This is a genomic window from Pseudomonas sp. RIT288, from assembly GCF_000631985.1.
GTDB lineage: Bacteria > Pseudomonadota > Gammaproteobacteria > Pseudomonadales > Pseudomonadaceae > Aquipseudomonas.
The window spans coordinates 97,788-111,579 of record NZ_JFYN01000002.1 but is presented as its reverse complement, the minus strand read 5'-3'; the positions used below and the strand labels follow the sequence as shown (position 1 = coordinate 111,579).

Here is a 13,792-nt window from a genome sequence, read left to right as displayed (position 1 = left end):
CGCCATTCTTTGGCGAGTCGCTTCCAATAATTATCCGTGCGCACACCGGACGGGTTCTTGCAACTTGCATTTACACTTCAATAACAACTTCCGTTATTCATACGGTCACTCGCTGTATTGATATTTTGCTTATAACTGCAACATCGAACCTTATATTCAACTGCTCAGTCGATCCCGCTGTTCATGACTGCGGCGTATGGCGCGTTAGCGTAATCACCAACCCCGACTTCAAAGTGCTCAGATAAAGCTCATCACTTTGTCGGCTGAAGAACTGGATTCTTGAACCTTCCTTGCCGGTAATCGACAGGCCGTCAGGATCCGGAAACCAGCCGATCGGCGCTTGTTCAAGCCATGCCCCCAGGCATTCGGCGCCCTTGCCCAGCGTCTGGTTAGCTTCAAGATCGATCAGGCAGGTGTTCGACGGTTTGTCCTGCAATGCCTGCGCCTCTGCGGTGTCTTTGGCCGCAGCCAGAGTGGCCTGCCATTGCCCGACAAACACCGATGGATCTTCAAGTCTGAGGCTGCTTGCCATGGTTGTTTCTCCAGAAATCATGATGAACGCCGCCGAAAGCCACGCCATTGCCTTGTAGGTAAAAACTTTACAGATCATCAGAAAATTCGCTCCGGCACGTAGCCTTGCCTAGCAATCAACACGATGCAAGTAAAGAAAGCGGCGCATCAAGCGCCGCTTTCTCGTTTCACATCACGCTACGATGTCGCTGGTCGCCGCCTGGCCGACGGTGCTGACCTGGAAGTCCGCCACGCCGTGCCCGGAGAAGTCCACCGACAACAGGCTGTTGCCGCCCGACGAAGTCAGGATCGCGTCGCCGGCCGAACCGGTGAAGCTGCTGACAAAGTGCAGGCCGGCACCATTGGTGATGGCGCTCAGGTCGATTTTGTCCAGACCGCTGACGAAATCGAGGATCTGATCGATTGCACCCGGCTTGGAGTCGGAGCTGGACGCGAACACGAAAGTGTCCGAACCCGAACCGCCCCACAGTTTGTCCGCACCACCGGCGCCGTAGATGATGTCGTTGCCGGCACCGCCCTTCAGCTCGTTGGACCCACTGTTACCGATCAGCAGGTCGTTGCCCGAACCGCCGATGGCGTTCTCGATGGTCACGCCCTTGGCGATGGACACGTTACCGATCATGCCACCTACGTCGGAGAACGAGGCTTCATTGAGGTTGATCTTCTGGTTCTGGGTGAAACCCGAGAAGTCGAAGGTGTCCTTGCCGCCCGCATCCCACACCGAGAACACCAGCTTGTCGCTCGACGACGAGGCGCTGAGGAAATCGCGACCGGCGTTGGAGTTGAAGCCGTAGGTGGTGTCACCGGTACGGGTGTTCAGGTTGGCGCCGTACAGCTTCTGGATGGCGGCGATGTCATCCATCAGCGGGCCGGAGGCATAAGCTTCCACACCGCCCTTGCTGAAGTTCTGTGCGGTGTTGCTTTCACTCCAGTAACTCATAAGGCTGTAACCGCGGGTGTCTTGCCCGTAGGAAGCATCCTTGTAAGTCGGGTTGCCTTCGCCGGCGTTGTAGTCGCCGGGGTGAGACAGGCCCAGGGTGTGACCGATTTCGTGGGTCAGGGTCTGACGCCCGTAATTGTTCAGGCCCGGGGTTTTGTTGACGTCATAGCCACTGCCGGTCAGGTACCAGGACTGACCGTCATAGCCTGGCTCGGTGCCTGGCAGGAACGCAAATGCCGCCGCGCCTTCCTGGCCACCGCTGTAGTTACCGAAGGTCATATGACCGTCGCCACCACGGGAAGCTTCAGTGAATGTAACGTTGGCGACATCCGCCCAGGATTGCATGGCGAGCACGGCCTGGGCTTTTTGCAGGGCACTGAACTGACTGAAACCAGTGACGCCCAGGCCGCTGAAGTTAGCGGTTTTAGCGGTCAGAAAGGTGTAGGTCAGTTCGATCTTGCCGCTGTTGTCGAGGTCGTGCCAGGAGGCACCGTCGCGCAACAGTTGAGTGGCGGCTTGATCCACCGAGAAGGAGGGTTTGCCATTGACCGTGAGGTTGCCGCCACGGTCGTATTGATGGCTGAAGCTATTGATCTGGTTCCAGGCGGAGCTGGTTGCAGCCAGAGATTGCACTGCGCCGACAGGCACGAATGTGTCTGCGCTGGTATCAATAGCGTTAGCTTTTACTTTCGACATAAACACACTTCCTTGTTAGCAATGGAACAGTTTTTGTCAGATAGCGACAATCCCTGGCGAGATCGTCCTATCACTCGCCCAATGAAGGCATCAGAAACCTGACACAATTTGAAATCTGTCGTCTAGCGTTTTTTTTAGATCAAATTGCACTGTTCCGCAAAACTGCCGTAAACAAAGCTCGCGGAGTCGAAAGATTGTTTTAACGGGTTACGCATCGCCCAATTGTCTGACGATTTTCTATTTAAATATTAAATATTGGTAAGTTGTTTTTTGATGGCCACGTCTCACTTTCCTGCACTCCACTAGTGCGATGCCAGTGTATTGATATCAACTATTTAATAACGCCTGATACCCCTGTCGCTGTAGGAGCTGACGAGTGGAACGAGGCTGCGATCTTTTGATTTCAAGATCAAAAGATCGCAGCCTGCGGCAGCTCCTACAGGGTTTGGGGTTGGCTCAGCTACCGGTGCGAATCTTGTTCCACACCCGCGTGCGAATCCGGTCAATGTTCAGCGGCATTGCCTCCAGCGCAAACAGCTTGCCCATCATCTCCGGGCTCGGGTAGACCTTGGTATCACCCTTGATTGCCGGTTCGATCAGGCCATCGGCCTGTTGGTTGCCATTGGCGTAGTGCACGTAATTGCTGATGCCGGCCATCACGTCCGGGCGCAGCAGGTAGTTCATGAACGCGTAACCGGCCTTCTCGTCCGGTGCATCGGCGGGCATGGCAACCATGTCGAACCAGATGGCGGCGCCTTCCTTGGGAATCGCGTAGCCGATGTCGATACCGTTCTTCGCTTCTTTGGCGCGGTTTTCCGCTTGCAGAATGTCACCGGAGAAACCGACCGCCACGCAGATATCGCCATTGGCCAGGTCGCTGGTGTACTTCGAGGAATGGAAGTAGCTGACATACGGCCGCACTTTCATCAGCAATGCTTCGGCTTTCTTGTAGTCCTCGGGGTTCTTGCTATGGGGCGGCAAGCCCAGGTAATTGAGCGCTGCAGGCAGCAGTTCCGGGCCGTTATCGAGGATTGCCACGCCGCACTTCTGCAGTTTTTCCATGTACTCGGGCTTGAAGATCAGATCCCAGGAATCCACTGGCGCGTTGTCACCCAGCACCGCTTTGACCTTGGCGACGTTGTAGCCGATGCCGGTGCTGCCCCACAGATACGGAAAGCCGTGCTCGTTGTTCGGGTCGTTGACCTGCAAGGCCTTGAGCAATACCGGGTTGAGGTTCTTCCAGTTCGGTAACTGGCTCTTGTCGAGTTTCTTCAGCGCCCCACCCTGGATCTGCCGCGCCATGAAGTGGTTGGACGGGAACACCACGTCATAACCGGATTTGCCAGTCATCAACTTGCCGTCCAGGGTTTCGTTGCTGTCGTAGACGTCATAGGTAACGCCGATGCCGGTGTCTTTCTGGAAGTTTTTCGTGGTGTCCGGCGCGATGTAGTCGGACCAGTTGTAAATCTTCACCGTTTCGGCGGCATGGCTAATGGAGGCGGCCAGCAGCAGCGGCGCCAGAGCGAGGGTTTTCTGGATCATGAGGTGATTCCTGTAGTGGCTATTTTTGTTGGCAGGCAATCAAAAGATCAAACAATCAGAAAATAAGGACGTAGGTCTTGCGCACGGTCTCCTGGATATCCCAGATGCCGAGCGTGTTGGCCGGCAACATCAGTGCGTCGCCACCTTGTATGTGCAGGGTTTCGCTGCCGTCGTCCGGGGTGAACGTGCAACGCCCGGAAATGAAATGGCAGAACTCCTGCGCGGTGATCTGCCGGCGCCAACGCCCCGGGGTGCATTCCCAGACACCCGTTTCGACGCCGTCGTCGCGCTCGACGCTGGTGGTCGAGGCAATCGCGACCGGCTCGCCGATTGGCACGGCGACCGGGTTGGATTCGTCCAGTTGCAGACTGGCGGTGTTCTTGAACTGCGTAATGCTCATGGTCGGACCTGTCTTGTGAAGAAAACGGCGGTTAGTGCATGAAACCTTCCATGAAGCCCGCGACCTGACTGGCCAGCTTGCGCCGCCACGGTGCGCTGGCCGGATTGGCCAGGGTCTGGTCTTCGTGGACAAAACTTTTGATGATCGCGTTGTAACCGAGCCAGCGGCACGGCTCCGGCTCCCAGGCGCGCAGCGCATGGATCCCGCCGTCCGGCAGCACCCACGGCTGATGCACCAGTTCGGTATCACGCTCAAGAATCAGATCGGCCAGGGTGCGGCCGCCGAGGTTGCTGGCACCCACACCCTCCCCGCCATAACCGCCGGACAGCGCGATGCCATTGGCGCGATCGCAGAGCATGTGCGGTTTGAAGTGCCGCGACATACCGAGGTTGCCGCCCCAGGCGTGGGTGATCTGCACGTTTTTCAGCTGCGGGAACAGCTCGCCGAACAGATAACGCCGCAGCTCGACTTCATCACGGGTCAGATCGAAGTCATGGCGCAACTTGCCGGCGAACTGATAACCGCCGCGGGCGCCGAAGATCAGGCGATTGTCGGCACTGCGCTGGCCATAGGTGACCTGACGGCTGAACTCGCTGAACGCCTGGCCACGGTTGAGGCCGATTTCATCCCAAGTCGCTGCCGACAACGGTTCGGTGGCGACAATCAGGCTTTGCACCGGCAACTGATAGCGACCCAGCGGCGGCAGCGTCACCGCATAACCTTCGACCGCCGGCACAATCCAGCGACTGCGCACACTGGCCTTGGCTGTGCGCAAACTGCCGGACTGCCAATGCGTTACGGGGCTGTTTTCGTAGATCTTCACACCCATGTTCTGCACGGTACGCGCCAGACCGCGCACCAGTTTCGCCGGGTGAATGGTCGCCACGTGCGGCGCATAAATGCCGCCGTAGGGTTTCGCTACGCGAATCTGTTGTGCCAGTTGCTCGGGGTTCAGCCAGCGGTAATCGTTGTCGGTCAGGCCTTGGGCGTGCAGTTTGTCGAGGTATTCGCGCAGGCTGACTTCCTGCTCCGGGTAGCGGGCAGCGCAGTACAGGACCCCGCCTTTGCGGTAATCGCAGTGGATGCCCTCGCTTTCGAGGACAACTTCCACTTCATCCGGAATGCTGTGCAGCAGATCAAACGATGCGCGACGTTGTTGTGGCGAGAGTCCGGCGAGCAGTCGATCCTCGCCCAGCAGATTGCCCATCAGCCAGCCGCCATTGCGCCCGGACGCACCGAAACCGGCGGTTTGCGCCTCGACGATGGCGATATCCAGAGCCGGCGCGCGCTTTTTCAGGTAGTACGCGGTCCACAGCCCGGTGTAACCGGCGCCGATGATGGCCACGTCAACATCCAGATCCTGCTCCAGCGCCGGTCGCGCGGTGAGCGGCTCGTCGAGTTGATCCATCCACAAACTGATAGTGCGCCACGCCGGCATGCAAGACTCCGCCACTGAAAACCTTCGATGACGTCGATCCTAGTGCGTGACTTCAATGGCTGTCTTGCGCGCGTGCCCGCAAAGAAATTTGTTTGGCGTAGGCCTTCGGCGACTGACCGGTGTGTTGGCGAAAACAACTGTAGAACGCTGACAGCGAATTGAAACCGGCGGCAAACGCCAGTTCGTCGATACGCAGCGGTGGCGTGGCCTGATCCAGCAACTTGAGCAAGTGCTGCAAGCGTGCCTGATTGACGTAGCGATAGAAACTTTGGCCCAACACCTGATTGAGCAGGTAGGAAATCTGATTGCGGCTGTAGCCGCACTCCTTCGCCACCCGTTGCAGGTCCAGTTCCGGATCGAGATACGGTTGCTGGCGTTCGAAGTACTGCTGCAGATCCTCGGCCATGAAACTGATCTGGCGCGGTGACAACCCCAGGCGACTCACCGCCGGGCGCTCACTGGGTGCGGCGGCGCCATTGGTTTGTGCGCGAACCAGCGAAGCGTATTCGTTGACCCGCCAGATCAACCCGTCCTTGACCGTGATCGCTTCGCTGGAACGGAACGACACCAACCCGTCACCGCCACGCAGGGTCACTTCGTACTGAATGAACGCGGTGTTGCCATCCACGCGGATGCGGTCGCAATGCTCGAGCGCTTCGTCGGATTCTCGCGGCATGCTCACGCGCACGTACTCGCGCAATTCGTCGAGGCCAAGGACCCGGTTCTGGAAGAAATCGTTGTACTGGACGTCCGGGTGATACAGCGCCATGACGCTGTCCAGGTCGCGGTGTTTCCAGCTCAGGTGATAGCGCATGACCGTGGCAGCCGTGGCCGGGGTCTGTTCTGGCCCATCATCGTCGGCGTGCATAAAGGTCTCGGCGCAAAAGCACCGAGCTTGCCCAAGTTCGACGAAACGATCAACGAGCAAACCGTAGTGGCCTTTTGACGATGACTGACCGAGGCGTGACTTACATCAAAAAATGCGCAGCAATCGCAAAATGAACTGAAAAATCTCACGGAAAATTCACATGCGGATGCTACTTTTAACCTCACTGACCGGTTGAGCCATTGAAGGCTCTTCCCACCTAACGTGAGCAAAAGGAAGCGCTCGATGAAGAAGGCGGGCAACACATGAACAAAGGCTCCAGTAAAGTCACGTTTCCCAACGCGTGCCAGCTGATGCGCTGGCACTTTCATCCCATGGGTTTCGAAGCGACGATGGATGCACCGGGCAGCATGATTGCCCGTCTGTTTGATCGTGCCAGCGGCGAAACCATGATCGCCATCGCCGGCATTCCGTGTGCCACGGTGATGAACGCAGCAGACGTCGAGCGCATTATCGAAGCTGTGGAAGACGAACTGGAGGCTTTCATTCCTCCGGAATCTCTCAAGAATTACGCATAAGCTTTTGCTTTATATAAAAAAGCCCGCCAATTCAGGCGGGCTTTTTTGTGCGTCGTGCTACGCGTTTTGCGGCTGTTTCCGCTGATCGAGGAAGAACGCCTTGCCTTGGGCTACGCGGTCTGACGCTCTGGGCATGTTGACTGCCTGGCTGTCCTGCGGCTCGACGTACCAGTAGCAATGGCTGACCGCCCGGGTGATACCAACGTAGGCCAGCCGCAGAATCTCGTCCTTCTGCGCCGAGTCATAAGGCTCGCTGTCGCCAGCCTTGCCCAGACCAGCCATGCGATACACCTGGTTCTTGTATGGAGAACTGGTCAGGTGCTGGCAGTCACCCAGCAGGAACACCGCATCGGCTTGCAGACCTTTGGCACTGTGGTAAGTCAGTTGCTTCAGGCGTCGAGCCTCGTACGGCAAGCTAGAATCAACATTAACTACAGACTGAATATGCTGCTCTATCAATGACTTATCACTACTTTTTCGATAGAGCATCAAGATTGAATCGCCGCGATTGTAATGTTCGGCCAGGCGCTGGCCCAAAGCCTGATCATCACGCTCCAGCACGTTCACCGGCTGCAATACCTTGGACGCCCCGCTAGCCTTGGCCTTCTTGCCGGGGATTGCCGGTGCAGCGCGGACGATATGTTCGGCAGCATCGATGATGTGCTGATGGCTACGATAATTGTCACTGAGCATCACCCGCGTGCTGCCTGGTGACGGGAATTCCTTGTTGAACTCCATGAAGTAACTCGGCGAACTGCCGCGCCAGCCGTAGATCGACTGCCAGTCGTCACCCACACAGAGCAACGACGAACGCTGCGCACCTCGCCCGACGTGCATGGCCGGGCCGCGACTGCGGATTTCCGCCAGGCTGGCGCGGATCCATGAAACGATTTGCGGCGATACGTCCTGAAACTCGTCGATCATCAGGTGCGACATCGGTCGCAGCAGCTCATCACTGAGCAGCTTCAGGTTCTCTGGCGAATGCTCGCTGAACAGCACAAACATTCGGTTGTAGGTCATCACCGGAGGCTTCTGATCGAGCAGATGATCTTCCAGGGCGCGCCAGAACAGGCTCAGCGCCTCGAAGAAGAATCGGTCCGGATCGTCCTTGGCAAAGCTCATGCGGCCGACGGCATCCGGCACATCCAGCCCAAGGTTTTCGATGAAGCCGGCCGCCGCGACAAAACAGTCCAGCAGCGGCGCCGAAACCAGCTCACCTTTGACCTTGTAATCGAAGCCTGGACCGGCGCTCGCGTCGCCGGCCAATGTCGACAAAACCCGCTTTGATGCCTCGTAGCTTTCCAGCCAAATCAATGGTTTACGACAGAAAGCTTGAAACAGGGTGCGCTTCACAGCCCATTCAGCACGCACGCTGAGTTTAGCGTTGGGGCGGCAGAACTGCGGGTTTTCCCGGGGATCGAAGCCGAGTACCACCCAGGCATCGAGGCTGGGGATGTAGCCATGACAATGGAAAGTCGATCCATTGATCTCGAACGTCTGCCGACTGGGCTCGATGCCCTTGATCGGCCAGGCACCGGCGCGAAACCACAGGTCCTCGATGGCATCACACAATTCTTCGTCGCGCTTGGCCGCCAGCTCGGTCACCGCCATGCGCTTCTGCACGTCCGGGTGATCGCGCTCAAGCTCCTTGAGCTGCAGCGCAGCTTTGGCCAGCGGTTGAATCAACTGGCGGAAACGTTCGTCTTGATTGAATAACCGGTGGTAGCAGGCATTGAGCTGCTGGCGCTGGGCATCATTGATCCGCAGATCGAACGGGTTGCTGTCGACCTCCTCGTCAGCGCCTTGCGCGCGATTGCTGAGATTTTCAAAAGCCTGTAAGCGCTCGAACCCCGGCAAGCTGCGAACCATTGGCAGAATGCGTGAGTGAAAGGTGCGCACCAGCTCCCGTGCCTGTTTCAGGCTTAACGACTGGCCCCAGAGCGCGAATATCTCGATCAGCTTATTGATGAAATCCTTGCGCGACTCACGGGTGAAGGTCACCACGGTCATCGAATCCAGCTCAAAGCCCAGATAATGCGTAAGCAACAGGATCCGCAGCACCAGCGTAGTCGACTTGCCTGCCCCGGCCCCGGCGATCACCGAGGTCGAGGGGGTATCGCTGAAGATCATCTTCCATTGTGCGAGGCTTGGCTGGGCGTGATCAGGCAACAGGCGCGCTACATCGGCTTTCATGCGTTTCTTCAGCTCGGCGCTGAGTGGTAGACGCCAGTCGTCGAACAAATGGTTATCGACGCTCGGCGGGCGATGCTCGGTGCTGCGGCTGTCGCGAATCAGTAAAACCTGTCGGCCTTCCTCCAGCCCTTCAAGTTTTCCCTCTCTGAAGCCGTATTCCACACCCGCAGTGTGGCCGCTACGAAAGCCGTCAGCCTGGCCGTGTAGCCACGAGGCACGGTGCTGGGCGCGCAAACGCGTCAGGCCGTGGCCGAAGAAACGCGCGGCCAGTCGCTTGAACCATGGCATCTCGGCCAATGGACGAAGTTCGGGAGGAAGATCGGAAGTGTGTTGCGCCACGCTGACGGGCTCCAGTGTGTGAGGCTGTTGCGGCTATGGTCGCCGTATTTGCCCATGAGTTCTAGCGAAATGCTTACAGGTCATTGGTTTAGGCGATGAACTGAAAGCTGGGTGAGATCGTTTCGAGCCGGTTTCCCATCAACGGATTCGATGAGAATGCCGCACTTTTTACGCTTTTTCTCGATGTTTGACTGATGGATGATGCCCGTCATTAACCGACGGTCTCGCTTCGTGGCTCTGGCGTTACGCCCCATGACGAACCTTTTGAGGAGACGATCATGCTTGAACTCAGACCTTTCAACACGCTGGGCGGCGCTCATCACGGCTGGCTGGATGCCCATCACCACTTTTCGTTCGCGGAATACTACGACCCGCAACGCATGAACTGGGGCAATCTGCGGGTGTGGAATGACGACGTGATCGCCGCCGGCACCGGGTTCCCGCTGCACCCGCACCGCGACATGGAAATCATCACCTACGTGCGTGAAGGTGCGATTACCCACCAGGACAACCTTGGCAACAAGGGACGCACTGAAGCCGGCGACGTGCAGGTCATGAGCGCCGGTACCGGCATCGCACACAGCGAGTACAACCTTGAAGACAAGGAGACCCGAATCTTCCAGATCTGGATTCTGCCGACGGAAACTGGCGCGCCGCCATCGTGGGGTGCCAAACCGTTCCCCAAAGGCCAGCGCGAAGGCTTCGTGACCCTGGCCAGCGGCAAGGATGGCGACGACCAGAGCCTGCGAATTCGCGCCGATGCGCGTTTGGTCGCGGCCAACCTCAAGGCCGGCGAAACCGCTGAGTATCAGCTGGATGCGGGACGTCGAGCCTATCTGGTGCCCGCCACTGGCTTGATTGAAGTCAATGGCTTGCGCGCGAAAGCTCGGGACGGTGTTGCCGTCGAGCATGAGTCGGTGCTCACGGTAACGGCGCTGGAAGACAGCGAAATCGTGTTGGTGGATCTGGCTTAGATTGCGGGCATGAAAAAGGGTGACCAATTGGGTCACCCTTTTTACACAGGATTTAACGGCTGCCAACCTTGTGGCGAGGGAGCTTGCTCCCGCCGGGGCGCGAAGCGGCCCTGTTTTGCGACTGCTTTGCAGCCGAGCGGGAGCAAGCTCCCTCGCCACAGTTTTTTTGCTGTTTACTACTATTTCGTAGAAATAGCACCATCCACCAGGGTTTGCGCTTCGGCCACCAGTTGCTTGAGGTGGTCGTCGCCAATGAAGCTTTCGGCGTAGATCTTGTAGATGTCTTCGGTGCCCGAAGGACGCGCGGCGAACCACCCGTTCTCGGTCATCACCTTCAAACCGCCGATGGCCTGATCATTGCCCGGCGCATGGCTGAGAATGCTCTGAATCTTCTCGCCTGCCAGCTCGGTCGACGTTACTTGCTCCGGCGATAGCTTGCTCAGCAGGGCTTTCTGCTCAGGGTTGGCCTTGGCATCGACGCGTACCGAGAACGGTTCGCCGAGTTCATCGGTCAGGGCGCGATAGGCCTGGCTCGGGTCACGGCCGGTACGAGCGGTCATTTCGGCTGCCAACAACGCCGGAATCAGACCGTCCTTGTCGGTGCTCCAGACGCCGCCATCCTTGCGCAGGAACGAAGCGCCAGCACTCTCCTCGCCACCAAAACCCAGCGAGCCATCGAACAGGCCATCGGCAAACCATTTGAAACCAACCGGCACTTCGTACAGACGACGTCCCAGGCGCTTGGCCACGCGATCGATCAGGCCACTGCTGACCACGGTTTTACCCACGGCCGCGTCGGCGCGCCATTGCGGGCGGTTCTGGAACAGGTAGTCGATAGACACCGCCAGATAGTTGTTCGGTGCCAGCAGCCCACCCGACGGGGTGACGATGCCATGACGATCGTGATCCGGGTCGCAGGCGAAGGCCACGTCGTAACGTTCCTTGAGGCCGATCAAACCTTGCATGGCACGGCTGGACGACGGGTCCATGCGGATCTGACCGTCCCAATCGACCGTCATGAAACGGAAAGTCGAATCAACCTGCTTGTTCACCACATCCAGATCAAGACGGTAATGCTCGGCAATCGCCGACCAGTAGCGCACCCCTGCTCCGCCCAATGGGTCTACACCCAGACGCAGCTTGGCGTCACGGATGGCATCGAAGTCGATCACATTGATCAGGTCAGCGACGTAAGTGTTCAGAAAGTCATGACGGTGGGTGGTGCTGGCCTTGAGCGCCTGCTCGTAGCTGAGGCGTTTGACGCCTGCCAGCTTGTTGGCCAGCAGTTCGTTGGCTTTGGCTTCGATCCACTTGGTGATGTGGGTATCGGCCGGGCCGCCGTTGGTAGGGTTGTATTTGTAACCCCCGCTTTGTGGCGGGTTGTGCGACGGCGTAATCACGATGCCATCGGCCAGGCCCGAGGTGCGGCCACGGTTGTAGCAGAGAATTGCATGCGAAACCGCAGGTGTCGGCGTGTATTCGTCACCTTCGGCGATCATCACGGTCACGCCGTTGGCCGCCAACACTTCCAGCGCACTGGCCCCGGCCGGGGTCGACAGCGCATGGGTGTCGATACCGACGAACAACGGGCCATCAATGCCCTGGGCTTCGCGGTACAGGCAGATCGCCTGGCTGATTGCCAGGACATGCCATTCATTGAAACTCAGATCGAAAGAGCTGCCGCGGTGACCCGAAGTACCAAACGCCACACGCTGGGTGGAAATCGAAGCGTCCGGTTGGCCGGTGTAATAAGCCGTTACCAGTCGCGGGATATCGACCAACAATTCTGCCGGTGCCGGTTTGCCCGCAAAAGGACTGATAGTCATGCAAAACCTCTGAAATAGAGTGGTTCAGGAAATACAGCGCAGTTTACTGGCAGTTTGACCGCAGCGCGACGGGATCTATCCGACAGATTTCAACGTTCATTCAAGCGATGCCAGCCGCAGTGCATCACCCAGCATGGTGATCGCTCCGGCCAACCCGGTTTCGCCATGATCCAGCAGGTTCAGGCGCAGATGACGACGGTGCAATCCCTGCAAGCTGAACAGTTCGCCCGGCGCGATCAACACCTGTTGCCTGAGCAGGCGCTGAAACACATCGCGCATGTCCACCGGACGCAGCGCCCGTACCCAGATCGTCGCACCGCCCTGCGGCTCGACGACCTGCAGCGCATCGCCCAAACGTTCGCGCAGCAAGTGGATCATCGGGGTCCGACGCTCCTTGAGGAGCCGGCGCAGCACGCTTAGATGCTGATCAATCCGACCGTTTGCGTACAGCCGGGCAATCGCCTTCTGGCGGATGGGTGACAGTCGGAACGAGCGCATCAGAAAATGCCGCAGCATTTCGCTTTTCCATTGGCGCGACAGTACGAACCCGTAAGGTGCCTCGATGCCGACGGTTTTCTCAAACGTAGAGAAGATCAACAGTCGGTCAGGATCCAGCCGATCACGCAAACGCTCGCCGTCCAAGGCCTCAACAAGATCGCCGTAGCAATCGTTTTCCAGCACCCAGGTGCCATGTTCGGCAAGCATGCTGGCGATGGTGTTGCGGTTTTCCGCAGGAACCTGCGTACCGCGCGGCATGGACAAACCCGAAGACAGCAGAATCAGCCGCACGTTTTCAGTGTTGAGCAGTGCTTCCAGGCGTTGCGGTTCCAGCCCTCCACAGGCCTGCAACGGCAGTTCGATCACCCGCACCTCTGCCGCCTGCAGCAATCGCAATATCACCCAGTCACAGGGCGATTCGACCAGAATGGTGGCGTGTCTGAGCTGCAGAACGGCAACCAGGACCTCCAGTACTCCGCGCAAATCCGCGCCGATGTAGACATCCTCGGCGTGCCAGCACTGTCTCGGCGAAGTGGTGTAGCGAGCCGCGAGAACGGCGCGCAACTCCAGCTCGCCGCAGGGCTGATCGAGCAACGGCGGCTTGCGGGGGTACTGACGCAGCAGTTCGCGTTCCAGCAACAGCAATGGACTGTCCAGCGATTGCACTGAAACCGGATCTTCTGCGCTCAACAAGCGCATCCCCGGGCGTCGCGCATTGACGTAGAGCGCCTCAAGCAGATCGTTGCCAACGGCCTGAGGTGTCAGCCCCGCAATCGCCCGGGCGTAGTACCCGGACTTGGCGACGGAATAGACTAGTCCTTCTTTCTCCAGCAGCGAATACGCGTATTGAATGGTCGAGATCGATACGTTCAGGCGATCTGCCAACTGGCGCAGTGACGGCAGCCTGACGTTGCCTGCTTCAGCCGAATCCGCGATCAGTCGTATCAAGTAGCGATAGACGGCCTGATAAGCGAAACCCGACTCCCGCCCAGCTTTCATGAGCCCAATACC

At 58.3% G+C, this 13,792-nt stretch carries 11 protein-coding genes; 2 read left to right on the top strand and 9 right to left on the bottom strand.

Annotation, left to right across the window (positions count from 1 at the left end; all coding sequences use genetic code 11):
• Positions 1 to 181: 181 nt before the first annotated feature.
• From BW33_RS04025 to BW33_RS04000, 6 genes are all read right to left on the bottom strand, one after another.
• Positions 182 to 610, bottom strand: a complete 429-nt coding sequence (locus BW33_RS04025) for an AprI/Inh family metalloprotease inhibitor (protein WP_152546079.1) — start codon at positions 608 to 610, stop codon at positions 182 to 184.
• Between the two features lie 93 nt (positions 611 to 703).
• Positions 704 to 2,167, bottom strand: a complete 1,464-nt coding sequence (locus tag BW33_RS04020) for a serralysin family metalloprotease (protein WP_047597217.1) — start codon at positions 2,165 to 2,167, stop codon at positions 704 to 706.
• Positions 2,168 to 2,623: 456 nt separating this feature from the next.
• Positions 2,624 to 3,709 (bottom strand): polyamine ABC transporter substrate-binding protein, encoded by a 1,086-nt coding sequence (locus BW33_RS04015; RefSeq protein ID WP_047597216.1) that lies wholly within the window; start codon positions 3,707 to 3,709, stop codon positions 2,624 to 2,626.
• A gap of 55 nt (positions 3,710 to 3,764) precedes the next feature.
• Entirely contained in the window at positions 3,765 to 4,109 is a 345-nt protein-coding gene (locus BW33_RS04010; RefSeq protein WP_007963530.1) for a cupin domain-containing protein, read from the bottom strand.
• A 31-nt stretch (positions 4,110 to 4,140) separates the two neighbouring features.
• Positions 4,141 to 5,547, bottom strand: coding sequence for an NAD(P)/FAD-dependent oxidoreductase (locus BW33_RS04005; RefSeq protein ID WP_047597214.1), 1,407 nt, complete (start codon positions 5,545 to 5,547; stop codon positions 4,141 to 4,143).
• A gap of 52 nt (positions 5,548 to 5,599) precedes the next feature.
• Positions 5,600 to 6,415: a helix-turn-helix domain-containing protein gene (locus BW33_RS04000; protein ID WP_047597213.1), complete on the bottom strand. Its 816-nt coding sequence runs from the start codon at positions 6,413 to 6,415 to the stop codon at positions 5,600 to 5,602.
• Positions 6,416 to 6,678: 263 nt separating this feature from the next.
• Between BW33_RS04000 and BW33_RS03995 the strand changes: the two genes are divergently transcribed.
• On the top strand, positions 6,679 to 6,951 hold the full coding sequence (locus BW33_RS03995) for a DUF1652 domain-containing protein (protein WP_047597212.1): 273 nt from the start codon (positions 6,679 to 6,681) through the stop codon (positions 6,949 to 6,951).
• A 57-nt stretch (positions 6,952 to 7,008) separates the two neighbouring features.
• On the opposite strand, the gene BW33_RS03990 is transcribed toward BW33_RS03995, so the two are convergent.
• Positions 7,009 to 9,483, bottom strand: coding sequence for a UvrD-helicase domain-containing protein (locus BW33_RS03990; RefSeq protein WP_047597211.1), 2,475 nt, complete (start codon positions 9,481 to 9,483; stop codon positions 7,009 to 7,011).
• Between the two features lie 278 nt (positions 9,484 to 9,761).
• Between BW33_RS03990 and BW33_RS03985 the strand changes: the two genes are divergently transcribed.
• Entirely contained in the window at positions 9,762 to 10,457 is a 696-nt protein-coding gene (locus BW33_RS03985; protein ID WP_047597210.1) for a pirin family protein, read from the top strand.
• A gap of 179 nt (positions 10,458 to 10,636) precedes the next feature.
• Here BW33_RS03985 and pgm read toward each other — a convergent pair whose 3' ends face one another.
• A complete protein-coding gene (gene pgm / locus BW33_RS03980) occupies positions 10,637 to 12,283 on the bottom strand; it encodes a phosphoglucomutase (alpha-D-glucose-1,6-bisphosphate-dependent) (RefSeq protein WP_047597208.1) in 1,647 nt (548 codons plus the stop codon).
• A 96-nt stretch (positions 12,284 to 12,379) separates the two neighbouring features.
• On the bottom strand, positions 12,380 to 13,780 hold the full coding sequence (locus tag BW33_RS03975) for an aminotransferase-like domain-containing protein (protein WP_047597207.1): 1,401 nt from the start codon (positions 13,778 to 13,780) through the stop codon (positions 12,380 to 12,382).
• Positions 13,781 to 13,792: the final 12 nt, after the last annotated feature.

What these genes read in the sequence shown, in the direction of transcription:
- BW33_RS04025 (WP_152546079.1), bottom strand. Translation starts at nt 610, where the DNA reads ATGATCTGTAAAGTTTTTACCTACAAGGCAATGGCGTGGCTTTCGGCG.
- BW33_RS04020 (WP_047597217.1), bottom strand. Translation starts at nt 2,167, where the DNA reads ATGTCGAAAGTAAAAGCTAACGCTATTGATACCAGCGCAGACACATTC.
- BW33_RS04015 (WP_047597216.1), bottom strand. Translation starts at nt 3,709, where the DNA reads ATGATCCAGAAAACCCTCGCTCTGGCGCCGCTGCTGCTGGCCGCCTCC.
- BW33_RS04010 (WP_007963530.1), bottom strand. Translation starts at nt 4,109, where the DNA reads ATGAGCATTACGCAGTTCAAGAACACCGCCAGTCTGCAACTGGACGAA.
- BW33_RS04005 (WP_047597214.1), bottom strand. Translation starts at nt 5,547, where the DNA reads ATGCCGGCGTGGCGCACTATCAGTTTGTGGATGGATCAACTCGACGAG.
- BW33_RS04000 (WP_047597213.1), bottom strand. Translation starts at nt 6,415, where the DNA reads ATGCACGCCGACGATGATGGGCCAGAACAGACCCCGGCCACGGCTGCC.
- BW33_RS03995 (WP_047597212.1), top strand. Translation starts at nt 6,679, where the DNA reads ATGAACAAAGGCTCCAGTAAAGTCACGTTTCCCAACGCGTGCCAGCTG.
- BW33_RS03985 (WP_047597210.1), top strand. Translation starts at nt 9,762, where the DNA reads ATGCTTGAACTCAGACCTTTCAACACGCTGGGCGGCGCTCATCACGGC.
- pgm (WP_047597208.1), bottom strand. Translation starts at nt 12,283, where the DNA reads ATGACTATCAGTCCTTTTGCGGGCAAACCGGCACCGGCAGAATTGTTG.
- BW33_RS03975 (WP_047597207.1), bottom strand. Translation starts at nt 13,780, where the DNA reads ATGAAAGCTGGGCGGGAGTCGGGTTTCGCTTATCAGGCCGTCTATCGC.